Source organism: Streptomyces sp. NPDC102259 (assembly GCF_044766465.1).
Lineage (GTDB): Bacteria > Actinomycetota > Actinomycetes > Streptomycetales > Streptomycetaceae > Streptomyces.
On sequence record NZ_JBIWMA010000006.1, the window covers coordinates 57,167 to 80,461 of the forward strand.

General features: G+C 71.7%; 18 protein-coding genes, 4 tRNA genes and 1 other RNA gene. 9 read left to right on the forward strand and 14 right to left on the reverse strand.

The window, feature by feature from the left end; all coding sequences use genetic code 11:
- Positions 1–304: 304 nt before the first annotated feature.
- The 8 genes from ACIRPU_RS16610 (at position 305) to ACIRPU_RS16645 (ending at position 5,020) form a co-directional block, all read left to right on the forward strand.
- Positions 305–622, forward strand: coding sequence for an Lsr2 family protein (locus ACIRPU_RS16610; protein WP_355703566.1), 318 nt, complete (start codon positions 305–307; stop codon positions 620–622).
- A gap of 153 nt (positions 623–775) precedes the next feature.
- Positions 776–847, forward strand: a tRNA-Gly gene (locus ACIRPU_RS16615).
- 80 nt (positions 848–927) lie between these two features.
- Positions 928–1,000, forward strand: a tRNA-Gly gene (locus ACIRPU_RS16620).
- Between the two features lie 156 nt (positions 1,001–1,156).
- Positions 1,157–2,110, forward strand: a complete 954-nt coding sequence (locus tag ACIRPU_RS16625; RefSeq protein WP_403867327.1) for an ABC transporter ATP-binding protein — start codon at positions 1,157–1,159, stop codon at positions 2,108–2,110.
- Positions 2,107–2,922, forward strand: coding sequence for an ABC transporter permease (locus ACIRPU_RS16630; protein WP_403867330.1), 816 nt, complete (start codon positions 2,107–2,109; stop codon positions 2,920–2,922). Before ACIRPU_RS16625 ends, ACIRPU_RS16630 begins: the two co-directional genes overlap by 4 nt.
- A gap of 140 nt (positions 2,923–3,062) precedes the next feature.
- The gene (locus ACIRPU_RS16635) at positions 3,063–4,316 is read left to right on the forward strand and encodes a sensor histidine kinase (protein WP_403867333.1); all 1,254 of its coding nucleotides are present in this window, start codon (positions 3,063–3,065) and stop codon (positions 4,314–4,316) included.
- The gene (locus ACIRPU_RS16640) at positions 4,313–4,921 is read left to right on the forward strand and encodes a response regulator (protein WP_384120829.1); all 609 of its coding nucleotides are present in this window, start codon (positions 4,313–4,315) and stop codon (positions 4,919–4,921) included. The genes ACIRPU_RS16635 and ACIRPU_RS16640 overlap by 4 nt, the downstream gene beginning before the upstream one ends.
- Positions 4,922–4,944: 23 nt before the next feature.
- Positions 4,945–5,020, forward strand: a tRNA-Gly gene (locus ACIRPU_RS16645).
- A 37-nt stretch (positions 5,021–5,057) separates the two neighbouring features.
- On the opposite strand, the gene ACIRPU_RS16650 is transcribed toward ACIRPU_RS16645, so the two are convergent.
- The 6 genes from ACIRPU_RS16650 to ffs all read right to left on the reverse strand — a co-directional run bounded on the left by ACIRPU_RS16650 (position 5,058) and on the right by ffs (position 14,439).
- A complete protein-coding gene (locus ACIRPU_RS16650) occupies positions 5,058–5,957 on the reverse strand; it encodes a phosphoribosylaminoimidazolesuccinocarboxamide synthase (protein WP_403867336.1) in 900 nt (299 codons plus the stop codon).
- Between the two features lie 93 nt (positions 5,958–6,050).
- Positions 6,051–7,556, reverse strand: a complete 1,506-nt coding sequence (locus tag ACIRPU_RS16655; protein WP_403867339.1) for a N,N-dimethylformamidase beta subunit family domain-containing protein — start codon at positions 7,554–7,556, stop codon at positions 6,051–6,053.
- Positions 7,557–7,861: 305 nt separating this feature from the next.
- The gene (locus tag ACIRPU_RS16660) at positions 7,862–10,111 is read right to left on the reverse strand and encodes a hypothetical protein (RefSeq protein WP_403867958.1); all 2,250 of its coding nucleotides are present in this window, start codon (positions 10,109–10,111) and stop codon (positions 7,862–7,864) included.
- A gap of 336 nt (positions 10,112–10,447) precedes the next feature.
- Complete coding sequence (purD, locus tag ACIRPU_RS16665) at positions 10,448–11,743, reverse strand: phosphoribosylamine--glycine ligase (RefSeq protein ID WP_403867342.1); 1,296 nt, start codon at positions 11,741–11,743, stop codon at positions 10,448–10,450.
- Between the two features lie 133 nt (positions 11,744–11,876).
- Positions 11,877–14,270 (reverse strand): DNA polymerase III subunit gamma and tau, encoded by a 2,394-nt coding sequence (locus ACIRPU_RS16670; protein WP_403867345.1) that lies wholly within the window; start codon positions 14,268–14,270, stop codon positions 11,877–11,879.
- A 70-nt stretch (positions 14,271–14,340) separates the two neighbouring features.
- Positions 14,341–14,439: signal recognition particle sRNA small type (ffs, locus tag ACIRPU_RS16675), an RNA gene on the reverse strand.
- Between the two features lie 71 nt (positions 14,440–14,510).
- On the opposite strand from ffs, the gene ACIRPU_RS16680 reads away from it, so the two are divergent.
- Positions 14,511–14,598, forward strand: a tRNA-Ser gene (locus ACIRPU_RS16680).
- 62 nt (positions 14,599–14,660) lie between these two features.
- Here ACIRPU_RS16680 and ACIRPU_RS16685 read toward each other — a convergent pair.
- The 8 genes from ACIRPU_RS16685 to ACIRPU_RS16720 all read right to left on the reverse strand — a co-directional run bounded on the left by ACIRPU_RS16685 (position 14,661) and on the right by ACIRPU_RS16720 (position 23,269).
- Complete coding sequence (locus ACIRPU_RS16685) at positions 14,661–15,941, reverse strand: tyrosine-type recombinase/integrase (protein WP_403867348.1); 1,281 nt, start codon at positions 15,939–15,941, stop codon at positions 14,661–14,663.
- Positions 15,942–16,025: 84 nt separating this feature from the next.
- Positions 16,026–16,247: an excisionase family DNA-binding protein gene (locus ACIRPU_RS16690; RefSeq protein ID WP_403867351.1), complete on the reverse strand. Its 222-nt coding sequence runs from the start codon at positions 16,245–16,247 to the stop codon at positions 16,026–16,028.
- A gap of 342 nt (positions 16,248–16,589) precedes the next feature.
- The gene (locus ACIRPU_RS16695) at positions 16,590–18,137 is read right to left on the reverse strand and encodes a YfjI family protein (protein WP_403867961.1); all 1,548 of its coding nucleotides are present in this window, start codon (positions 18,135–18,137) and stop codon (positions 16,590–16,592) included.
- Between the two features lie 328 nt (positions 18,138–18,465).
- Entirely contained in the window at positions 18,466–19,344 is an 879-nt protein-coding gene (locus ACIRPU_RS16700; RefSeq protein WP_403867354.1) for a DNA primase, read from the reverse strand.
- A complete protein-coding gene (locus ACIRPU_RS16705; RefSeq protein WP_403867964.1) occupies positions 19,341–19,940 on the reverse strand; it encodes an SAM-dependent methyltransferase in 600 nt (199 codons plus the stop codon). Before ACIRPU_RS16705 ends, ACIRPU_RS16700 begins: the two co-directional genes overlap by 4 nt.
- Positions 19,941–20,144: 204 nt before the next feature.
- Positions 20,145–20,606: a hypothetical protein gene (locus tag ACIRPU_RS16710; protein WP_403867357.1), complete on the reverse strand. Its 462-nt coding sequence runs from the start codon at positions 20,604–20,606 to the stop codon at positions 20,145–20,147.
- 24 nt (positions 20,607–20,630) lie between these two features.
- The gene (locus ACIRPU_RS16715; protein WP_403867360.1) at positions 20,631–20,882 is read right to left on the reverse strand and encodes a hypothetical protein; all 252 of its coding nucleotides are present in this window, start codon (positions 20,880–20,882) and stop codon (positions 20,631–20,633) included.
- Positions 20,883–21,022: 140 nt separating this feature from the next.
- Positions 21,023–23,269 (reverse strand): cell division protein FtsK, encoded by a 2,247-nt coding sequence (locus tag ACIRPU_RS16720; protein WP_403867363.1) that lies wholly within the window; start codon positions 23,267–23,269, stop codon positions 21,023–21,025.
- Positions 23,270–23,295: the final 26 nt, after the last annotated feature.

Genomic DNA, 23,295 nt, shown 5'->3' on the forward strand with positions numbered 1-23,295 from the left:
TCAGACTACCCGTACAAAATTTCTACGCGGGTAGAGTTGTAGGAAACTACGTGAGCGTCATCACGATCAGGTATCGGACCAGTGCCTTCGTGAAAATTTCAGGGAAAGATCCGGGGTGCACCGACGTTCCTTATTGCCCTGGGACACGCGGGCAGATTTAGTCGAGCTTCACATTGCAATGCCGGGCACTGTACAAATGAATTAGCAATAGCCGATACTTTGCCCCATAACAGGCGGACAGTCGACATCTCCGTGACGTCTTGGCACGTCATCGCAGAGCTGTCGCACGAAGGGACCGATATTCGTGGCGCAGAAGGTCGTGGTCACTCTCTTTGACGACATCGACGGCTCGGAAGCGGCGGAAACGATCGCCTTCGGGCTCGATGGCAAGTCGTACGAGATCGACCTGAATGAAACCAATGCCAAGAAACTGCGTAAGGCTCTCGCGCCCTACGTCGACGCCGGCCGCAAGCGGTCGAGGTCCGGCAAGGCGTACCGGCAGACGGAGGTCGCCCCCGACCCCGCGGCCGTACGGGCCTGGGCCCAGGCCAACAAGCTGGAGGTGCCGGCGCGCGGCCGCATCCCCAAGAAGGTCTACGAGGCATTCGCCGAAGCGCAGTGAGCCGCACGCGCTGACCGGCTCTCCGTGAGCCGCGGGCCGACGGCCGGTCACCGCCCCCTCGAACGCACCGACTTGCGCTGCACCCCTCCTGGTCAGCTAGAGTCTGGAGCACGCCGAGGGGCAAGGCCGAAAAGCCCAGCTCACGGAGTACACGCGGGTGTAGTTCAGTAGTAGAACATCCCCCTTCCAGGGGGAAGGCGCAGTGTGCGATCCCTGTCACCCGCTCTGCATCACCTGCCTGACCACTGTTGTGGATCAGGTAGGGTAGTGCTCGCGCCGATCGGTGAAAGCCGGTCGGAGGCAATGCGGACGTAGCTCAGTTGGTAGAGCGCAACCTTGCCAAGGTTGAGGTCGCGAGTTCGAGCCTCGTCGTCCGCTCAGGAATCAGACCCCGGTCCACTGGACCGGGGTCTTTTCGTGGGCCCGAGCGAGTCCCTTGCGTGGGCGCGACGCGAGCGTCCGTCTGACATTTGTCATGCGGAGTGGTGACACCTCGCACTGCTGCCGGCCTCTGCCCGCGGGGAGGCTTGAGGCATGGACACGAATGAACACGTGATTGAGGTCACCGGCCTCCGGCGTGTGTACGGGGGCGGGTTCGAAGCGGTCCGTGGGATCTCCTTCCACGTCGACCGCGGTGAGATCTTCGCGCTGCTCGGCACGAACGGCGCCGGAAAGACATCGACGGTCGAGTTGCTGGAAGGGCTCACGCGCCCCGACGGCGGGCGGATCAGAGTGCTGGGCCACGATCCGCACACCGAGCGGGCCGCCGTGCGGCCGCGCACCGGCGTGATGCTCCAGGAGGGCGGCTTCCCCTCCGAGCTGACCGTCGCCGAGACCACGCGCATGTGGGCCGGCTGTGTGAGCGGCGCCCGCCCGATCAGGGAGGCGCTGGCCCTGGTCGGGCTCGCCGGGCGGGCCGAAGTCCGGGTCAAGCAGCTGTCAGGCGGCGAGCGGCGGCGCCTGGACCTGGCGCTCGCGGTCCTCGGAGAACCCGAGGTGCTGTTCCTGGACGAGCCGACCACCGGCCTGGACGCCGAGGGCCGCCGGGACACCTGGGACCTGGTGCGCGCACTGCGCGACGCCGGTACGACGGTGCTGCTGACCACGCACTACCTGGAGGAGGCGGAGAACCTCGCCGACCGGCTGGCCATCCTGCACGAGGGCCGTATCGCGGCCGCCGGGACCCCCGCCGAGGTGACCGGCGCCCAGCCGTCCCGGATCACCTTCGAACTGCCCGAGGGGTACTTCGTGGGCGACCTCCCTCCGCTCGGCGAGCTGGGTGTGTGCGGTCACGAGGTCGACGGGCGCCTCATACGGCTGCGCACCCGGGAACTGCAACGGGCGGCGACCGGGCTCCTGGTGTGGGCCGAACGGGCCCAGGTCGCGCTGCGCAGGCTGGATGTGCGGTCGGCCTCGCTGGAGGAGGCGTTCCTGGGGATCGCCCGGGAGGCGTCGGAGCGCGACGAGACCGAGGAGGTCGCGGCATGAGCGGGGCAACGGTGAAGGACTCGGCCACCCACGCGGTCGGCCGTGCGGTCACGACTCCCGCGAGCCGGATGGCCGCCCTCGCACGCGCCGAGCTGACCCTCCTCGGGCGAAGCAGGACCACGATCATCACGGCTGTGTTCATGCCGCTCGTGCTGCCGGTGAGCCTGACGCCGGTGGTCGAGGACATGAAGGTGGAGGACGCCGGGCTCAGCGCCGGCCTGGTGCTGCTGCCCTCCGCGATCGGCTTCTCGCTGCTGTTCGGGGTGTACACGGCGCTGGCGGCCATCTACACCGCCCGGCGTGAGGAACTGGTGCTGAAGCGGCTGCGTACCGGTGAGCTGCGGGACCCGGAGATCCTCGCCGGGTCGGCGCTACCCGTCCTCGCCACGGCGCTGGTGCAGTCCCTGGTGCTGGTGGCCGGCTCGGCGGTCCTGCTCGACCTACCGGCCCCCGAAGCGCCCCACCTCGCCGTCCTGGGGCTGCTGTTGGGCCTGGTGATGTGCGCGGCGCTCGCCGCCGTCACGGCGGTGGTGACCCGGAACGTGGAGAGCGCACAGGTCACCACGATGCCCATGGTGCTCGTGTCGATGAGCGGCTCCGGCGTGACCGTCCCCCTGGAACTGCTGCCCGACCGGCTCGCCTCCTTCTGCGAACTGCTGCCGCTGACCCCGGTGATCACGCTGATACGTGGCGGCTGGACCGGGAACCTGTCGGCGTACGAGACCCTGGGCGCCCTGGCGACCGCACTGGCCTGGACCCTGCTGGCGGTGTTTGCTGTACGGCGGTGGTTCCGTTGGGAACCCCGGCGCTGACCACGTGCGGATCAGGGCGGGAGCGGGAGCGGGCCCGGGTCGGGGCGGGACCGGGTAGGGCGGGAGCGGGCCCGGGTAGGGCGGCACCATGCCGGGACCGGGGTGCGGTCGGGCGGGCTGAACGATGGGGGAGAGCAACGATGTTGGGCCGCATTCGGGGGTGGCATCGGCGCCACTGGCGGGACCGCAGCAAGGCCGAGCGGGTCGAGTTGCAGACCGTGGGCACCTGGTACTTCACCACCTGGTTCTTCTCCTTCGCCTGGCTCGCGCTGCCTCTGGTGGGCGGACTCGAACAGCGTCCCGGGCCGCAGCTCGTCGGCGGGCTGCTGCTGCTGGCGAGCGCCCTTCAGTGCGCAGAGGCGAACCGGCTCACGCGGCCCGTCCTCGACCACTACCTGGGCCGCGCCCAGCTTCCGCCGCGTGCCCTGTATCCCGCGGCCGGGCTGCTGGTCCTCGGCCTGTCGCTGGCCCTGGCGCTCACCGTGGTGGGCGGCGCCGACCCGGTGACGACCAGGCTCTGCATAGGAGCCGCGCTGCTGCCCTTCGTGATGCTGTACGGGCTCGTGGTGTCCATCCGGCGGTTCCTGCGGCACTCCGCCCTGCTCGCCGTGGTCCTGATGGCCGCGTTCGGCTGGGCCGAACCGGATGTGACGGGGATCTTCATGGTGGGGTGCCTGACCGCCTTCGCGACCTGCTTCTCGCTGTTCGCCTGTCGTTGCAGCGCCTGGAACCTGGCGGTGCTGTGGGAGGCGGACCGGGCCGGGGAGGTCGAGGCCCGGCTCGCCGTCGCCGAGGAGCGGCTGCGGTTCGGACGGGACCTGCACGACGTGATGGGGCGAAATCTGGCGGTGATCGCCCTGAAGAGCGAGCTGGCCGTGCAGCTGGCCAGGCGCGGGCGGCCGGAGGCCGTGGAGCAGATGATCGAGGTCCAGCGGATAGCGCAGGATTCGCAGCGGGAGGTGCGCGCCGTCGTGCGGGGATACCGGGAGGCCGACCTCGGGATCGAACTCGCCGGGGCACAAGGGGTGTTGAGAGCGGCCGGAATCGCCTGCGAGGTGAGCGGGGAGGCCGGCGGGCTGCCCGCGGAGGTGCAGTCGGCGCTCGGCTGGGTGGTGCGGGAGACCACCACCAATGTGCTGCGGCACGGTGACGCCGGGCGGTGCTCGGTGGCGTTGCGGATGCCGGAGGGACGCGTGGTGCTGACGGTGGAGAACGACGGCGCCGGATCCTCCGCCACCGAAAACGGCGACGGGTCGGGGTTGACCGGGCTGCGGGAGCGGCTGCGGGGCGTCGACGGGACGCTGGAGGCCGGGTTCGTCGGGGCGGGCGTCTTCCGGGTCGTCGCCGAGGTTCCGTTGAGCGGAAAGGCTGCTGTGAGAGAGGTCGCTTCATGACCGTGCGGGTACTGCTCGCCGACGACGAACATCTCATCCGGGGTGCGCTGGCCGCGCTGCTCTCCCTGGAGGACGACCTGGTGATCGTCGCCGAGGCGGCCACCGGACCGGAGGCGCTGGCGATGGCGATGGCGCACCGGCCCGACGTCGCCGTCCTGGATCTGCAGATGCCGGGCACCGACGGTGTGAACGTCGCCACATCGCTGCGCGCCGAACTGCCCGACTGCCAGGCACTGATCGTCACCAGCCACGGCCGGCCCGGGCATCTCAAGCGGGCGCTCGCGGCGGGTGTGCGGGGGTTCGTCCCGAAGACGGTGAGCGCACAGCGGCTCGCGGAGATCATCCGTACCGTGCACGCCGGGAACCGGTACGTCGACCCGGAGTTGGCCGCCGACGCCATCGCCGCCGGTGACTCGCCGCTGACCTCGCGTGAGACGGAGGTGCTCGAACTCGCCGCCGACGGGGCGCCCGTCGCGGAGATCGCCGAGCGGGCCGCGCTCTCCCAGGGGACCGTGCGGAACTACCTGTCGTCGGCCGTTTCCAAGCTCGGGGCGGAGAACCGGCACGCGGCGGTGCGGCTCGCCCGGGAGCGGGGTTGGGTATAGTTGGCCTCGCGCCACGGCGCAGTGCGGACGTAGCTCAGTTGGTAGAGCGCAACCTTGCCAAGGTTGAGGTCGCGAGTTCGAGCCTCGTCGTCCGCTCCATCGCAAAGGCCCCGGTCATCGACCGGGGCCTTTCGCGTCAGGACCAGCTGATGCCCGTCAGGCGCTCGTAGGCCTCGATGTACTTCGCGCGGGTCGCGTCCACGATGTGCTGCGGCAGGGGCGGCGGGGTCTGCTCGCTCGCGCGGTCCCAGCCGGACTCGGCCGAGGTCAGCCAGTCGCGCACGAACTGCTTGTCGTACGAGGGCTGCGCGCGGCCGGGCTGCCACTGGTCGGCCGGCCAGAAGCGGGAGGAGTCCGGGGTGAGGACCTCGTCGGCGATGACCAGGTTCTCGCCCTCGAAGCCGAACTCGAACTTGGTGTCGGCGAGGATGATGCCCCGGTCGCGGGCGATGTCGCGGGCGCGGCCGTAGACGGCGAGGGTCGCCTGGCGGAGCTGGGCGGCGGTGTCGGCGCCGACCTGACGGGCCACCTCCTCGTAGGAGACGTTCTCGTCGTGCTCGCCGACGGCGGCCTTGGTGGCCGGGGTGAAGATCGGCGCGGGGAGTTCGCTGCCGTCGACCAGGCCCTCGGGAAGGGCGAGGCCGCAGACCGTGCGGGACTCCTTGTACTCGGCGAGGCCCGAGCCGGTGAGGTAGCCGCGGGCCACGCACTCGACGGGGACCATCTGGAGCGACTTGCAGACCAGGGTGCGGCCGGCCCAGTCGGCGGGGGCGCCGGCGGGCAGTTCCGTGCTCAGGACGTGGTTGGGGACCAGGTCGCGGAGCTGGTCGAACCACCACAGGGAGAGCTGGGTGAGGACACGGCCCTTGTCTGGGATCTCGGTCGGCAGCACCCAGTCGAAGGCGGAGGTGCGGTCGCTGGCGACCATCACGAGGTCGCCCGCCTCGTTCTGGTACAGCTCGCGCACCTTGCCGGTGTGCAGATGCACCAGGCCCGGCACCTGAAGGGGCTCGGGCTTTTCTACGAATCCGGACACGGTTCCTCCCCGTGGTTCTGTCCTAGTGGGTTGATTGTCCCGTACATCGGGATCGATCAAGGACAGCGGGTGGGGCGAGCGGGCGTACGGGTGTCAGTCGCGTTTGCAGATGCGGTCCAGGAGGTTGGCCGTGGCCCGTTGGACGCGGGGGTCCACATGGCCCGGACGGTCCAGGGCCGGGGACCAGGCGAAGGTGCCGGAGGCGAAGACCAGCGCGCCGGAGGGCGCCCGGTAGAGGGAGGTCTCCTGGTGGCGGAGGACGCCCTCGCTGTCGGGATACGGGGAGTGGGCGAGGAGTATGCGGTCCTCGTGCGGCGGAAGGGGGGTACGCGGGAAGTAGCGGTCGGCCTCGCCCGCGACCAGGTCCTCGATGCCGTCGCCGTCGGACGCGCCGGTCGCCTCCCACAGCCAGTGGTCGGCGTTGCGGACGATCAGCGGATGCGGCTCGGGCACCCGGCCCGCGTACTGGATGCCGACCAACTGCTGCTCGGCGCGGTCGATCTCCCGCCAGAGGACGGGCTTGCCGGGCCCCTTGCGCTTGCGGCAGGTCAGCAGGCGGCTGGGGACACCGGACGGGGAGGGGCCCAACTCCACCTGCCAGTACAGGGAGTTGGCGGACAGGAAGACCAGTGAGGTGCCGCTGTCGCGGGCGAGTTCGACGGTGCGGCGCATGCTCGTCGACCAGTACTCGTCGTGGCCGGGGAAGACCAGGCCGCGGTAGCGGGTGGGGTCGATGTGACCGGCGTGCAGGTCGCGGGCGTCGGCGTAGGCGAGGTCGTAGCCGTAGCGCTCGGCCCAGCGGATGAAGTCGTAGGCGTGGCCGACATGGAGGGGCAGGCCGGCGCCGGCGTACGGGCGGTCGAAGGAGACCGTGGTCGCGGCGTCGGCCTCGCCGAGGAGACGGCCGTCGTCGTCCCACGCGTGGTAGAGGCTGGCGCCGCTGCGACCGTCCTCGGGGTAGAGGTTGTAGGCCTGCCAGGTGACGTCGGGGAGCAGCAGGAGCAGATCGGCCGGCTGGTGGTCGCGGACCGTGAAGGGGACGTGGGAGCGGTAGCCGTCGACGGTGGTGAGGACGGCGACGTACGCGCCGACGTTCCAGTACGACGGAACCTGTAAGCGCCAGGAGAGCCACCAGTGGTGGCAGGAGACCGTGCGGTCGGCGGTCAGCGGCGGGGGCTGGACGATTCCGGAGAGGCGCGGGCTGGTGGTGATCTTGGCGGCGCCGTCGCCGTCGTAATGGCCGATGCGGTAGACGTCGACGCTGAATTCCTGGGGCGGGTCGACCGTGATGTGGAAGTCGACGGCGTCGCCGGGGGCGACCGCGCCGGTGGAGACGAAGCCCTTGATCTGGCGGCGCACGTCGTCGGCCGAGCGGGGGCCGCCGATCGAGGGCGCGGTGCGGGGGGTCGGGATGCGGGGGCCGCTCCGGGCGGGGGCGGCGTCCACGTACCAGGGGACGACCTGGCCGGTGTCGTCGAAGTACGTCTCACTGCCGCGCAGCCAGGGGACGGGGCCCTGTCCGAAGGGGTCCGTCACGGCGTGGGCCAGTGCTCCTGACTCCCACCGGCGGATGTGTTCCGGTCCTGGTCCGCGTCCCATGGTGCTCCCCTCCCGTGTGCCCCCGTGGTGGCTCGTGCGTACGCCGTACGTGACCGCCCTGCGCGTTTGTCCTATGTCGCCAGCCCTTGCCATGGGCTCGATCGGTCCCAGCACATCACATAACGCGCGCAGGTAGTCACTATTCGTTGCGAATTGGCCGAAAGTGGAATATAGAGCTCCGTTCAGGCTTGGCCGACGGGTGGGCGGGGGCCGCCGAGGGCTGCCGGGGCCGACTGGGGGCCGCCTGGGGGCCGCCGGGGATGGACCGGGACGGACGGCGCGGGCGGCGGCGGTGTTCGCCGCGCTCAGCCGAGCCGTACCGGCTTCTCCGGGCGTATCCCGAGCTCCACCAGCCAGGTGCGCAGGGGGACGGCGTCGCCGTCCTCCACGAGGCTGAGCACCCGGGAGGCCAGATCGGCCACGCGCTCACCGTCCACCAGGAGGGTCGGGCCGTCGAGCCAGTCGAGACCCGGAACGGCGCCGACGGTGTCCATCGCGGCGCAGCAGACCATCGCCGTGACGTGATCGGCCAACAGCTCGCGGTCGGTGCGCGGCGGCTGGAGCGGGAACAGGGGGAGCGCGCCCTCGTCCCAGAGGGCCATGTCGGGGCCCTGTCCGGGCGCCGGGGCGCCGGCCGGAGCGGGGGGCGCGGCCGCCGCGGCCGCGGCTTCCTCCCGCCCCAGCTCGGCACCGAGCCCGGCGGCGAGGGCCGCGCTGCGGGGGTTCGGGGGCTGGAGTTCCTCGTCATCGGCGAGGAAGCCGGACTCGACGGCTGGGACGGGCTCGACGGCTGGGACGGGCTCGACGGCTGGTACGGGGGCCGGGGCGGCGGGGGCGGGGGCTGCTGCGGGATACCCGGCGAGAGCCGGTGAGGCCGGTGATGTCGGAAGGCCGGTCGGGTCAGCGAAGCCGTCCGAGCCAGTCGGGTCGGTGAGGCCGGTGGAACCGGCGAGGCCGGTGGAACCAGCGGGGCTCTCGGAGCCGGTGGAGCCGGTGAGGCCGGTAGAGCCAGCAGGGCTCTCGGAGCCAGCCAGGCCGGTGGGGCCGGCGAGGCTCTCGGGGTCCGTGGGGTCCGTGGGGGACGGGGATGGGGTCGGGCTGGGTGCGGGGGCTGCGGGCGGGCTCGGCTCGGGCGCCGGGGTGCGGGTGGGGGCCGGGGGAGCCTGGTCGGCGGTCGGGCTCGTCGGGTGGGGTCCGTCCGCGTCGTCGGGCCTGTCCGTCGGCCTGTCCGTCAGGTGGTCCAGGACGCGGGCCAGCGTGGGGCCGCTGTGGGGGGCGCCGGACAGGGAGCCGCCGGAGAGAGGGCCGCCGGAGTGGGGGGTGCGGGTCGGGTCGCAGGTGCGGCGGACGCCGAGGGCGTCGAGGACCCGGTGGAGCCGGGCGGCGTCGGTACGCCACTTGCGGTCGACCACCTCGTCCGGGTAGTCCTCCCAGGCCACCGGCGACCAGTCCGGGCCCGGGTCCGCGGGGCCGCCGTGGAAGAGGCGGGCGGCGAGCAGCGAGGCGGCCTCGTCGATCGTGCCGGGCTCTTCGAGCAGGTCGCAGGCGGGGCGCTCGCCGAGGCGGGAGGTGAACCCCTCGGCCAGTCGGTCGCGCCGGGACAGCTCGGTGAGGGCGGCGACGACGCCCGCGTCCAGCCGGGAGGGCCAGCGCCCCATCCGCCAGGCGGGCAGCGCCACCCTCGTCAGAAGACGGTCCCAGCCGGCGTAGGCCAGGCCCACCTGCTCCTGGGCGACGATGCGCAGCCCGTAATCCACGGCCTGTGCCCGCTCGGAGGCCGCGGCGGCGACGCCCCGCTCCATCTCGCCTGCGTGGATCTGACAGCCGCGCAGCATCAGGCGCGCGACCCAGCCGATGCCCGAGCAGGCCGGGCGCAGCACGGGATACCGGTCACCGCGGTAGGCGCAGACGGCCACCGCGGCGTCCAGCCCGCGCACGAAGCGCCGGGCCGCGGCTATGTCGGGGTGCGCCGAGGGGCCCGTACCGGCGACGACGGGGGCCAGCACGGCCCGCAGCTCGCCGACGCGCATCCACCACAGGAACGGGGAACCGATGACGAGGACGGGTGCCGCCGCCGTACGGCGGTGGAGGGGGCCCTGGGAGCCGCCCGGGCCGGCTATCTCGTCACCGCCGCGGGACGGGGCCGGGCCGTGGGCCCGGTGGGTGCGGTCCTCCAGCCAGCTGTCGCAGTCCGGAGTGAGCGCTATCGCGGAGGGCGCGGGGACGTCGAGGCGGTCGGCGAGGTCGCGGACCAGCCGGTACAGATCGGGGGCCGCCTCCTCGGCGATGCCGACGGTGGGGCTGACCGCGGGGCGGGCGCGGGCGACGACCAGGGCGATGACACCGGCGGCCAGCAGTACGACGGCCGCGACGACGGACACGGCCCAGCGGGCGGCGTCCCACCCCGGGCCCACGAAGTGCCCGGTGGAACCGCCCGCCAGCAGGATCACCGCGGCGGCCGCGGGCAGCAGCGCGACGGCGAGCGCCCGGCTGCGGATGCGTAGCACCGCCATTGCCCTGGCCCGCGCGGCCTGCGCGCCCATCTCCACTCCCATACCGGTCACGACCGGACCTCACCCCCTCCCTACGGTCCCGTTTCCCCCGGCTGTCTTCGCAGTGGTCACTCCCCCACTGTGGCACCGACCACCGACATCGCAATGCCGGTGGGCCAAGTGCCGGAACGAGTACCGGAACGCTTGCGCCGCACCCTAGTTGGCGCTCCGGCCCACGTCAGCCGGATAGCTCAGCGCTCACACGATGGAATGGCTTTGGGGAAAGGTGGATGACGGTGGGCAACGATCAGGCCCCGGGTTCCATGGGTCCTCCGTACGGAGTTCCATGGTGGCCCGGGGCCTGGGAGATCCCTGCTGACGCCTGTCGTAGGCGCGCGCCTACGCGCCTGCCGCCGCCTTCGCGGCGATGTCGGTGCGGTACTGCGAACCGTCGAGCCCGATGCGCTCGACCGCCTTGTAGGCGCGCTCGCGGGCCTCGGTGAGGTTCGAGCCGGTCGCCGTGACGGACAGGACGCGCCCGCCGGCGCTGACGACCGTGTCACGGTCGGCGCCGTCGTACTTCGTCCCGGCGTGCAGGACGTACGCGTGCGGGGCGTCCTCGGCGGCCACCTCGGCCAGGCCGGAGATCGGGTCGCCGGTGCGCGGGGTGTCGGGGTAGTTGTGCGAGGCGATGACGACGGTGACGGCCGCGTCGTCGCTCCAGCGCAGGGGCGGCAGGTCGGCGAGGTCGCCGGTGGCGGCCGCCTTCAGGACGCCGGCCAGCGGGGTCTTCAGACGGGCCAGGACGACCTGCGTCTCGGGGTCGCCGAAGCGGGCGTTGAACTCGATGACCCGGACACCGCGGCTGGTGATCGCGAGGCCCGCGTAGAGCAGCCCGGAGAAGGGGGTGCCGCGGTGACGCATCTCGTCGACGGTCGGCTGCAGAACGGTCTCCAGGACCTCCTCCACCAGCTTCGGGTCGGCCCAGGGCAGCGGCGAGTAGGCGCCCATGCCGCCCGTGTTGGGGCCCTCGTCGCCGTCGAGCGCGCGCTTGAAGTCCTGGGCGGGCTGGAGCGGGACGACGCTCACCCCGTCGGTGATCGCGAAGAGGGAGACCTCCGGGCCGTCGAGGAACTCCTCGATGACGACCCTCCCCCGCTGCCCGGACGGCGCGGAAGGCGACCCCAGACAGCCGGCCGCGTGCGCCACGGCGGCCTCCAGGTCGTCGGTGACGACGACGCCCTTGCCGGCGGCCAGACCGTCGTCCTTGACGACGTACGGCGCACCGAAGGCGTCGAGGGCCTCGGCGACCTCCTCGGGGGTCGTGCAGAGGTAGGAGCGGGCCGTCGGTACGCCGGCCGCGGCCATCACGTCCTTGGCGAACGCCTTGGAGCCCTCGAGCTGCGCGGCCTCCTTCGAGGGGCCGAACACCGGGATGTCCACGGCGCGCACGGCGTCGGCGACCCCGGCGACCAGCGGCGCCTCCGGGCCTACGACGACCAGCTCGGCGCCGAGCTCGACGGCCAGCGCGGACACGGCCGCGCCGTCCAGGGCGTCGACCTGGTGCAGCTGGGCGACCTCGGCGATGCCGGCGTTGCCCGGGGCGCAGTGCAGCGCGGTGACTGCGGGGTCGAGGGACAGGGAGTGGCACAGGGCGTGTTCGCGGGCGCCGCTGCCGATGACGAGGACGTTCACGGGGGTCAGCCTAACGGGCGGGGGCGGGGGCGTTTGTGCGGGCTTCCGAAAGCCGGGAGGCGGGGATGTCGTGCGTTCCTACAGGCGACGGGCGCGGGGGACGGCTTCGCCGAGGGGACCTCCGGGTCTCCCCCTACTCGTTGGTGATCTCCTCGACCACCGTCGCTCCGAGCTCGCGCACGATCAGTTCGTAGCCGGAGAGGGCCGACTCGTTGAGGTCGGGGTCGTCGTCCTCGGGGGTGTCGTCCTCGGGGGACACCGGTTCCGGGGCGGGCGGGCGGGGCGGTGCCGGGGCGGGGGCCGCGTGGGCGGGGGCCGACGCCGACGGGGAGGCGTACTGGGCGGGGGCGCCGGGTGCGGGCGGCGCCTGGGGCGCAGGCGTGCCCGACGGGGCCGCCGCACCGCCGCCACCGCCGTAGCCACCGGGGCCGCTGTGACCCCCGGGGCCGCCGTAGCCGCTTGGCGCACCGCCGCCACCGAAGCCGCCGGTCGGCGGGGGCGCCGAGCCGCCGGACGGGTCGACGATCGCGTCGATCTTCCACTGGACGCTGAACTGCTCGGCCAGCGCCTGCCGCAGCACGTCCTCGCTGCCGCTGCTCGTGAAGTTGTCGCGGGCGCCGGCGTTGACGAAGCCGAGCTGGAGGGTCGTGCCGTCGAAGCCCGCCACGTGGGCGTTCTGGCTGAGCAGGATCCAGGTGAAGCGACGGCGGTTCTTGACCGCCTCCAGGATGTTCGGCCAGAGCATGCGGGGGTCGAGGCCACCGGCGGGGGGCGCGTACCCGCCGGGCGCGGGCGGCGCGGGGGTGGCTGCCGGGGCCGGGGCCGGGGGAGCGGCCGAGGCGGCCGGAGCGGAGACGGGGGCCGACGCCGCGGGGGGCCGGCCGCCGCCGCCCGCGGGCGCGGCCGTGGGCCAGCCGCCGGGGCGGCGCCCGCTGCCCGCCGCGGTGGCGGTGGGCCAGGCGCCGGGGGCGGGCTGGGCAGGAGCCTGCGGGCTCGTGGCCGGCGCCTCCTCCACCGGCGGGGCGGAGGCCGCGGCGACCGGAGCGGGAGCGGGTGTGTGGACCGGGGCGGCCGGAGGCTGAGCCGGCGCAGCCGCGGAGTGCGCAGGCGCGGGCGCGGGCGCGGCAGGCTCGGCTGACCGGCCCGGCGCCTGGCCGGGACCGGGACCCTGCCCCGGACCTGGACCTGGACCTGGACCCGGGCCCCGCACCGCAGCGCGGGCGGCGGCCGCACCGCTACCGGGCGGGATCGGCGCGCCCCCGGTCGTGGCGGCAACGCCGTGCGCCTCGGGCCCGGGCACGTAACCCATCGTCGGCATCGCGGGCCCGCCGGGCACCGCCCCCTGCGCACCGCCGCCCGGCGTGAAGTTCACGCCGCGCTCGATGCGGTCGAGGCGGGCCATGACGGAGCGTTCGTCGCCGTAGGCGGCGGGCAGCATCACACGCGCGCAGATCAGCTCGAGCTGCAGACGGGGCGAGGTGGCGCCCCGCATCTCGGTGAGCCCCTGGTTGACGAGGTCGGCGGCGCGGCTCAGTTCCGCGGCGCCGAAGACGCCGGCCTGGGCCTGCATGCGCTCGATCACGTCGGCGGGGGCGTCGATGAGCCCCTTGTCGGCCGCGTCCGGGACGGCGGCGAGGATGACGAGGTCCCGGAGCCGCTCCAGCAGGTCGGCGACGAAGCGGCGGGGGTCGTTGCCCCCCTCGATGATCCGGTCGACCACCTCGAAGGCGGCGGCGCCGTCACCGGTGGCGAAGGCCTCGACGACGGAGTCGAGCAGCGAGCTGTCCGTGTACCCGAGCAGTGAGGTGGCCATGGCGTACGTCACACCCGCGTCGGTCGCTCCGGCGAGCAGCTGGTCCATGACGGACATGGAGTCACGCACGGAACCGGCGCCGGAGCGCACGACGAGCGGCAGCACGCCCTCCTCGACGGGGATGGCCTCCTGCCCGCACACCTGGCCGAGGTAGTCCCGCAGCGTTCCCGGCGGCACGAGCCGGAACGGATAGTGGTGGGTCCGCGACCGGATGGTCCCGATGACCTTCTCCGGCTCCGTGGTCGCGAAGATGAACTTCAGATGCTCCGGCGGCTCCTCGACGACCTTCAGGAGCGCGTTGAAGCCGGCCGGCGTGACCATGTGGGCCTCGTCGATGATGTAGATCTTGTAGCGGCTGCGGGCGGGCCCGAAGAAGGCCTTCTCGCGCAGGTCACGGGCGTCGTCCACACCACCGTGCGAAGCCGCGTCGATCTCGATGACGTCGATGGACCCCGGGCCGTTCCGGGCGAGGTCCTTGCACGACTCGCACTCCCCGCACGGGGTCGGTGTGGGGCCCTGCTCGCAGTTCAGGCACCTGGCCAGGATCCGCGCGCTGGTGGTCTTCCCGCACCCGCGCGGCCCGCTGAACAGGTACGCGTGATTCACCCGGTTGTTCCGTAGCGCCTGCTGCAACGGACCGGTGACATGCTCCTGCCCGATGACCTCGGCGAACGACTCCGGGCGATAGCGGCGGTACAGCGCGAGAGACGACACGCATACGAGGTTATAGGCGACCGCTGACATCGGGTCCCACGCGCGGACCCGCCGCCCGGCCCCCGCCGCGAACGCAAGCGCCCCCCACGCACCCGCCAGAGCCGACCTACCCTTGCTGCCTTCCGGCCCTGGGGGAGTTCAGTCAGATAGCGCCGCGTGAGGGGCTGCGCACAGGCTACAGGATCTGAGCGGGGGGAACGAGTTCGCGAGCACTCCTCAACGTCTTGTATTGTTTGCCGCGGAGGATTCGCCTAGTGGCCTAGGGCGCACGCTTGGAAAGCGTGTTGGGGGCAACCCCTCACGAGTTCGAATCTCGTATCCTCCGCCAGTGCCTCACCGGGCACGATGTCGAAGGGCCCCACCGCAAGGTGGGGCCCTTCGTCGTTGTCCTCAGTCCTCGTTGTCCTGGTTTTTGTCCACAGCAGGTCCCGGGGTTCCCCAGATCGCATCGGCGATCTTCCGAGCGACGTCCTTGAGCATCACGTCCGGGACGTGGAGGTATCGCGCCCGCATGCGGGCCGAGGTGCCCGGTTCCCATCCCATGATCTGGTCGATGACCCGGGCCGGGACCCCGAGCAGCATGAGCACGGTGGCGGCGGTGTGCCGTGCGTCGTGAAGCCGACCGTCCCGGACCCCCGCGTCTTCCAGCAGTCGCTTCCAGTCGTGATAGTCCGTGTTCGGGCTGAGCGGGCCACCGAGCCTCTTGGTGAACACGTAGTCCGACTCGGTCCACAGGTCACCGGCGGTCTTGCGCTCACGCGCCTGGGCTTCGGCATGGGCACGGAGCATGGCGACCAGCGGGCCCGGCAGGGGCACCGCACGCCGTCCCGCCCTGGACTTGGTGTTCTTGGTCTCACGCCGGACCTGTTCCTTGTCCGGGCAGTACCCCGCCGCCGCCCGGCCGCACGGTGAGGCTTCCGGGCACCCGTGCTTGTACCTGGGACGCAGACGGTTCCGGCGCAGCTTGAGGTACTCGTTGTCCAGGTCGACGTCAGACCAGCGCAGTCCGAGCGTCTCGCCCTGCCGCAGACCGAGGGCGAGTGCCAGCATCCAGCGCGCGCTGTTCCGTCGCTTGTTGACCTCGATCAGCAGGCTCTGAACCTCTTCCAGCGAGTAGGGATCAACCTCGTCTTCCGCTTCTTCCATCCGTGGGGGCTTGGCCAGCGCGGCAGCGTTCTTCGCCGCATGGCCCCGCCGCGCGGCCTCTCCGAGGGCGGTGCGCGCGGTGCGGTGTGCCTGATGAGCCGTGGCGGGCTTGCTGCCGTTCTTCTGCATTCGGCGGTAGAGGCTTTCCAGGTGCTCGGGCTCCAAGCGATCGAGCCTGTGCTTACCGATACCGGGCACCAGGTGGACGCGAACCGCGACCTCGTAGCCGTCGTAGGTGTTCTCACTGACGGCAGGCTTGGCGATGTTCTCGACCCAGTGCAACAGCCACTTCTCGACCGCCCACGGCTTGCCAGGCTGCTGCGCCGAACCCTCGTCGCGCTGCTTCTCCAGCTTCCGGACCTCGTCCACCAATTCCTTGCGCGTCGGGCGCGTCAGGTGCCGGCGGTAGGGCGTCCCGTCGTCCTTGTAGCCCATGGGCACACGGGCGTGCCAGCGTTCGTCCTTCCCGAAGTAGATGGCCGATTCGCCGTTGGCCCGACGGGTGCGCTTCTGTTCTTCTGCCACCGGCAGACTCCTGTTTCTCGGTGTCGGGATGGGGACCGGGGCGGCGGGCTGTCCTGTCCGGGAGTGCCGCCGCCCCGGACGTCGTTAAGCGGCTCGTTTGGCCGCGCGTCGGCGAGCGACGTATTCGGCAGGCGCATCCGCGGGGACGCGCCGGAGACGACCGACGTCGATGGACTCCAGCTCTCCCGTGCGGATGAGCGCGAAGCACGTGGTCCGGCCGATGCGGAGTCGGCGGGCGGCCTCTTCGACAGTGAGGAGTACAAGCGTTGGGTCGTCGGGGGCGGTGAGGGTGCCGTGTTCGTCCAAGGCTCACTCCGATGGGGCTGAGTTCATGGGCGGATGCCGCCGCACAAACCGCAGAATCCGCAGAAAAGCCGGGAATGGGTTCTGACCTGCGGTGACGCGGTGTGCGGGTGGTGCTGGACGGTGCCCCGCAGAAACCCGCTATATTCCGCAAAAATCAGGGGCGGCCGTTGACCGGTCCCGGTGGCGAGGACGGTGCTCGGCTTTTTTGCGGAATATCGCGGGATTGTGCGGCGGGCCCTCTGGCCGGTGTGGGTCGGGGGCCCGCCGCAGGTCAGCGGGGTGTTCAGGGTTTTCTGCGGATTTTGCGGTTTGTGCGGGAGGGGTTGAGGGCGCGGCCGAGGGTCACCGGCCGCCGTCGTGCAGGGCGGGGTGTGCGCGTAGGCGGGGCGCGGGGGGCCTGCCTCGCTTTCCGGTGCGCTCGGGTTGGTAAGAGCGCAGGTATCCGTGGTCCTCCAGCAGCGCGAGGGCGGGTTCCAGGTCGGCGACGGTAGGCACCTCGCTGCGAGACAAGACGGTGAAGACGTCCCGCCGACTGACGTCCTGCCACCGGTTGTCCCTCATGGCGTCCAGCACGCTGCGGGCACGGGCCACGGTGGGGTCGGCGCCCATGGCGTCGAACACGGCGAGGGCGTGGGTGGTGTAGTACTCCCCCAGCTCGATCGCCGCCGTCATGGTGGCGGCGGTGACGGGGTGGGCGTAGCCGTTGCCGCCGTGTTCGGCGAGGTGCAGTAGCGCGGCCATGCGGGCGGTCGCGCCGGCGAGTTTCCCGGCCCAGTCGGTGATGTCGCCCAGCTTCCCGCCGCGTGCCTGGAGCTGGGGTTCGACCCGGTCCTGATAGGCAATCAGGACGGTGTCGGCTTCGGGGCTGAGCTGGATGAGTGCCGGGTCCGTCCATCCGGCGAGGGACAGGGTCAAGTCGATGACCCGTGCCTTGTATGTGGCGGCCGTCTGTTCGGGGACCGGGTCGGTGATGGTCTTGCGGTAGCCGACCGTCGACTTGGGCAGGGAGTACAGGAAGCGGCCCAGCAGTCCGCGCCCCTTGGCTCCCTTGATCTTCCCGATGGCCTGGAGCACCTCGGGTTGCACGGCCAGTCCCATGGTCAGCGCCGGGGCGTCGATGTACTCGCGGCGGGTCTGCCGGTTGACCCGGAGACGGCCCCCGGCGTGCCCTTTCAGGAAGACTTCCATGTTGGGGCTTCCCGAGTAGCGGCCGGCGATGATGTCGAAGATGCCTCCCTCGTCGCTCATCACCGACAGCCGGCCGCCCTGCTCGGCCATGAGCGAGGTGACCGTCTCGGGTGTGGAGTCGTCGGCCAGCAGCACGGGTTCGGCGGGGACGGTGAGGGTGTCGGCGGTCTGCGCGAGACCGACGGCGGTGGCCACCATCTCCTGCCGCTTGTCCGCGTCGGCGGACGCGGCCTTGGCGGCGGCCTTGTCCGCCGTCTCCTGGGCCAGCCGCGCCGTCAGCTCCGCTTCCACGATGACCGGCCGCATCGCCGCCTTGAGCTGTTCCTCGGCCTCGTACAGGGGATCCGTCAGCAGTGTGAAGACGGCTGTCTTGCGGTTGCCGGGCGGGAGCGCCACCACGGTGTAGAGGTTGGTGGGCTCACGCCAGTTGCCGCGCACCTGGACCACGGACCGGCCGCCGGCGGCCGTGGCGAGCACAGCGAGGGCGACCGATCCGGCGAGATCCACCGGGGTCTGCGTCTCTTCCGCGACGGCCGCCACGAACTCCTCCAGCCAGGTGGGGAAGACGTGGGCGGGGAACGGCGGAAGCTCGCGGCGGCCGGTGAGGGGAATGGGGTCATCCCACACGTCCGGCGTCGCGCCGTCCTCGCCGGGCGGTTCTTCCAGGGTGGGCAGTCCGGCCCACAGTTCGGCATTGTCCACAGGCTGTGCATTCATGCGGCTGCCCTCCCTTCGCTGGTGGTGTGGGGGCAGATGCCGACGATGACGCGGGCTTGCAGGGCGATGACGGCGGCACGGCCCCGGGCCCTCTCGTGGTGCCCGCACGCGCAGAGCCAGTCCGCGACGGCCACGCCCTCGCACCGGATCTCAAGGCCCGGTTGGATGCCGGTGACGGTGACCGTGCCCGGGTCAGAGCGAACAGCGATTCGGACGCCCTGACGGGCGGCATCCTTCGGTTCGCCCCCGGACGGCCATGGCGGGCCCTGGGCGGCGCCCTGACGGCCGTTTGCGGGGTTATCAGATGCATTGCTCATGCTGCACGACCTGAGACAGCCTCAAGCCCGTTGGCGACCGCGCGGCGGCCGTAGCTCTCCGGGACGCCCACCGAGACGGCGGCAGCCACGATCTCCTCCCCGATCACGTCCAGTCCGCACGGGCCCGGGCACCGGGCGTGCTGGGCGGCAAGGAAGCGGGCGACGCCGAACGCCTGTGATCCGGCACCGGATTCGGTACGGGCCCGCACCAGGGCGAGGCCGCGCTCCAGGCCGGTGCGCACGTAGCGCTCGGTGTGGCGGCACCCGGCGGCCACCGTCCGGTCCCAGGTGGCGCATGCCGGGAGAGAAGAGACCAACTCGCTGCGCGCGGGATTGGTGTCTTCCTTCACCGCAAGGGCGCGCACGGCCGTCGGCAGGTCGACCATGCGGCCGGCCCCGGGCCCGAGCCAACGGGCGTACTGCATCAGGGATTTGACGTCCACGCCCGGCCGGACGGCGTTGGACGAGCGCATGGTGCCCCGATAGATCCAGTGCTGCCCCCGGGTCGTCTGCACTGTGCGCGTGGCGGGCAGGGTCGCGCGGGCCCAGGCGACCGCCGCTGCGTTGTCCAGGTCGACCACGGTCACCCCGGCCCCGCCGGGGTGGTAGGCGACCGCCACGGCGTGACGCCATGCCGGGGCCCATGCGGGCGAGGTGAGCACGTGCGGGTCTGTGGTCGCGGCGGCCCATCCGTGGCAGGGCGCAGGGCACCGGCAGGCGCCCGCGGCTTTCATGTTGGGCCGGTCACCGCAGGCACTCTCCTTGCAGGCGCGGCAGTTCCCAAACGGAGCCTTGCCCTGCCTCAGGGGCAGTGCCGGGACGCTGGCCGCCGCGAGGGCGAGGGCCACGTGCAGGGGTTCGGGTGTGATGGTCATGCGGCGGCCCTCCCTTGCTGGGCAAGGAACTGAGTGGCGATCCATTCGGTGTAGGCGGGCGGGATGCACTCGCGGATGCCGTCACGGTTCATCCACGGCACTCCCAGCACCCGCCTGGCCAGGGCGACGCCGGAGAAGTTCCCGACGAACTGGCCGTAGTGGCCGGGCGGGACGGGTCGGCCCATCTTGGCCTGCGGCACCAGGTGCGCCGCGTGGACGGGCTGGGCGAGGGTGAAGCCGCCGCCCGGCTCGAAGAACCGGTGACGGTAGTTCTCCAGGCCGAAGATGGTGCCGCACAGCATCACCGGGCTGTTCAGCTTTGGCACCGCACCCCGCACGTTCTCCATCACCCACGGCCGCCCGGTCGACTCCAGTGCGGTGCGGGTTGGGGCAATCAGGTCCGGGTGGGCGTTGCCCTGGATGCGCTGGCACTCACTGTCGTGCTGGCACGGCGGGGACGCGTGGATGAAGTCGAACCCGGCGCCGTGTTCGCGGATGAAGGCGACCGCGTCCGCCTGAACGAAGGTGAAGGGGTAGCGGGGCTGCGGGGTGATGTCGACGCCCACGACGTCGAACCCGGCGAGGTGGTAGCCCATGGCGGCCCCGCCCTGGCAGCAGTACAGATCCAGCAGTCGCGGCCGGGGCAGCCCCCGCCCCGATCGGGTGGCCAGGGTTAAAGGACCCTCGCCGATAGTGCGCTGTTCGGTCATGCTGTAGGTCTCCTGTTCTGCTACGTCGGGATCGGAGACCGTGGGCGGCGGGCTGTCCTTGTCCGGGAGTGCTGCCGCCCACGGGCGTAACTACTGGTAGAAGCGGTTGCGCTTGATCACGGCCTTGCGGATGTTGACCGTCGTCCCGCCACCGTGACCGCGCCCGCTGAAGATCTGCACGGCGACCCATCCGCCGAAGATGACGGCGGCCAGCGTGATGAGCTGGGTGACGAGCGTGGCCAGCGCGGTGATGAACGTGGTCAGCATCAGCAGCCCCCCGCACACGGCGAGGAACCCGACGCCTCCGAGGGCGACGTTCACCGCCGTCCGGGACACGGCCGGCTTGGCGGCGAGCGGTTCGGGCTGCACGGGGTTGACGGCGTAGCCGGTGACAACCCGCCCGTCCGGCAGGACCACGGACGCGACCGCCGGGACCGTGCCGGGCTGCACCGGCACGAGAGGCGCCGCGTACGGCACGGCGGGGGCGAGGGGGGTGGGCCGGTGGACGTCCACAGCCGCCCGGACGGCGGGGTGGTGCTGGTGGTTGGTCATGGTGGGTGTGGGTCCTTCCTCAGGTCAGCGGATGCCGGCGCGACGGGTGCGGGTCCAGACGTTCCAGAGGTGGCGGCCGACCCGTATGCGGATGCCGTGGCCGTGGCAGCGGCGGCAGTCCTTGCCGCGCTTGGGCTTGCCCTTGCGGTCGTAGGTGAGGGCGTGGCCCATGCCGTCGCACTTGCGGCAGGGCCCGAACGGCTGGAGCCAGCACCGAACGCTGTAACACAACGTGACGGCGAGTAGGCAGGCGCTAGCGAGGAGCGAGAGGGCCATGAAGGGGCTCCGGGAGGGGTTTGGAGGGTTTCCGCAGGTCACCCGCTAGGTGCTAGCAGGCTGATCAGGGGCGGTTTTGGTCGCTAGCGAGGTTGCTAGGTCTAGCGACGCGGCTTGCTAGACCTAGCGACGTTTCGCGGCTACTTCTCGGCCCGCTTCTTGTTGCGCTCCGTGACGGCGTCGATGATGTGCTGACGCTCGATGCCGCGCCGGTTGGCGCCCTTGCCCGTGTCGGTCTTGCCCCACACCTGGTCCGTCTTGACGCCGTAGGGCTTGAGCGCGGCGGCCAGCTGGTCGGCCTTGGCGCGGCCCTCCAGCGCGGCCCACTCCCCGTAGACGTCCGCGTTGAGTTCGGCGAGGCGGTCGACGATGGTCTCGGACCACACCTTGTCCTCACGCCGGCCGAGGACGGCGGCGACGTCGCCGAGGATCGCGTCGGCGCCGCGCTTGCTGGTGGTCTCGCCGGCCGCGTCACCGGTCAGCGTTCCTTCCTTCTCGCGCAGGGTGCGGGCGCGGGTGAGGACGGTGTCGGCGTCGCGGCCGTCGGCGAGGTAGGTGCGCACGATCCCGGAGTCGTCCGACATGCCCTTGAGGATGCCGACGCCCTTGTGGGACTTCAGCAGCTTGGAGGCGTCCAGGCCCTCGCTGTAGGAGCCGGCGCCGAGGACGACATCGGAGACCTGCCAGGAGCCGACCCGCAGGGAGAACCGGCCCTGGTGCTGGTCACGCAGCACCGACGGGCAGGCGGTGTCGTCCGGCTTCTGCGTGGAGTTCATGACCGAGACACCGACCGCGGGCGCGACGCGGGTGAGATAGACGAGCAGCTCCAGCACCGTCTTGCCGTGCACGGGGTGCTGCAAGTACTCCTGCACCTCGTCCACGACGACCAGCGTGAGGGGCATGTTCAGCTTCCGGTCCCGGCTGATCTCCGGGGTCAGCTTGCCCTCGGGACAGATGTGCAGGGGGAGTTCGGACAGCCGGTGGTAGCGGTCCTCGACGTCCGCCTTGAGTTCCATCAGGGCGTTGATGAGGTGCTCGACGGGGTCGACGCCGTTGCGGGGCACGATGCCGAACCCGATGCGGTGCGCGACCTTGGTGAACGCGCGCCAGTCCGGCGACGCCTTCCCGTCGAACACGATCAGCCGCACGTGCGGGTCCAGCGCGGCGGCGAGCGCGATCGTGCGGGCGGAGAACGTCTTGCCCTGCCGGGGCACGGCACCGACCAGCAGCGACAGCCACAGCATCGACGCCATGACCGGGTTGCCGCGCTCGTCGACACCCCACGGGAACGGCTTCCAGAAGTCCACCCGGGTCGCCCCGAGCAGCGGCGTGCGGCCGGCCGGGACGGCGAGCGGGTCACGGTCGGCGATCCAGTACGACACCCGCCGCCCGCTCGTCTCGTCCTTGTCCAGGAAGAGTTGGGTGGGGGCGATGTCCATGCCGGAGGCGAGGCGGGAGTGCGCCTTGACGGCGTCCTCGAACGTCTTGCCGTACGGGAGGTCGACCACCACTCGCCACCCGTCGCCGTCCCGCCCGATCGGACGCGGGAAGGCAATGGACTGGCTCTTGGTGGTGAGGCTTGCCGCGTCGTGCGCGCGGACCACGATGTCGGAGGACAGCTTGCGCTTGCGGAACGTCACCTTCGCACGGTCGATGAGCGGCCGGTCCGCCGGCGCCCCGGACAGTCCGAGGGCGGTGGTCAGTGCGGCCACGGACAGCAGGACCACCCACGAGGGCGCCATGAAGTACACGACGAGCACGGCCACCAGCCCGACGAACCCGCCCACCGCCGCGATGATGCCGCGCAGGCGGACGCGGTCGTTGCGCTGCCGGGACAGCTTCAGGTACCCGCCGGCGTCCTCGGCGGCCACGGCCGCGAGGCGCAGGCCCTTGCCCTCGCTGTCGAACACCCACCGGCCGACGGCCGTCGACCAGCGCCAGGCGCCGCGGGGGCTGTAGGCGAGCAGCTTGGGCGTGTACACGCACGGCAGGCGCACGGCGTGGTAGCCGGCCACGGTGGAGTAGTGGCGGACGGCCCACTTGCGGACAGCCGTGCGCTGGTCGGGAAGCTTCACCCAGTCCGGCAGCACCGGCAGGCGGGCCTTGTCCCGCTCCTGCATCCACTCCGTCACCGACGGCGGATACACCTCGCGGGGCGGGTCGACCGGGGCGCCCTCGGCCAGTCCCTCGGCTTCCGGGTCGTCGGTGTCGGGGAGTTCGGCCTCCCACGCACCGGCCTTCACCTCTGCGGGTGCGGCCGGCGCCGGAATCACCGGGGCGGCGGGCGGGGTGGTCTTTTCCAGCGGGAACGGCAGGACGTCGGCCGTCCGCTCCTCAGGCTTGTTGTCCGGGTCGTTCGGGGGCGGGAACGTCGGGTTCTCGGTCACGATGTACTGCGCTCCTTCAAGGGAGT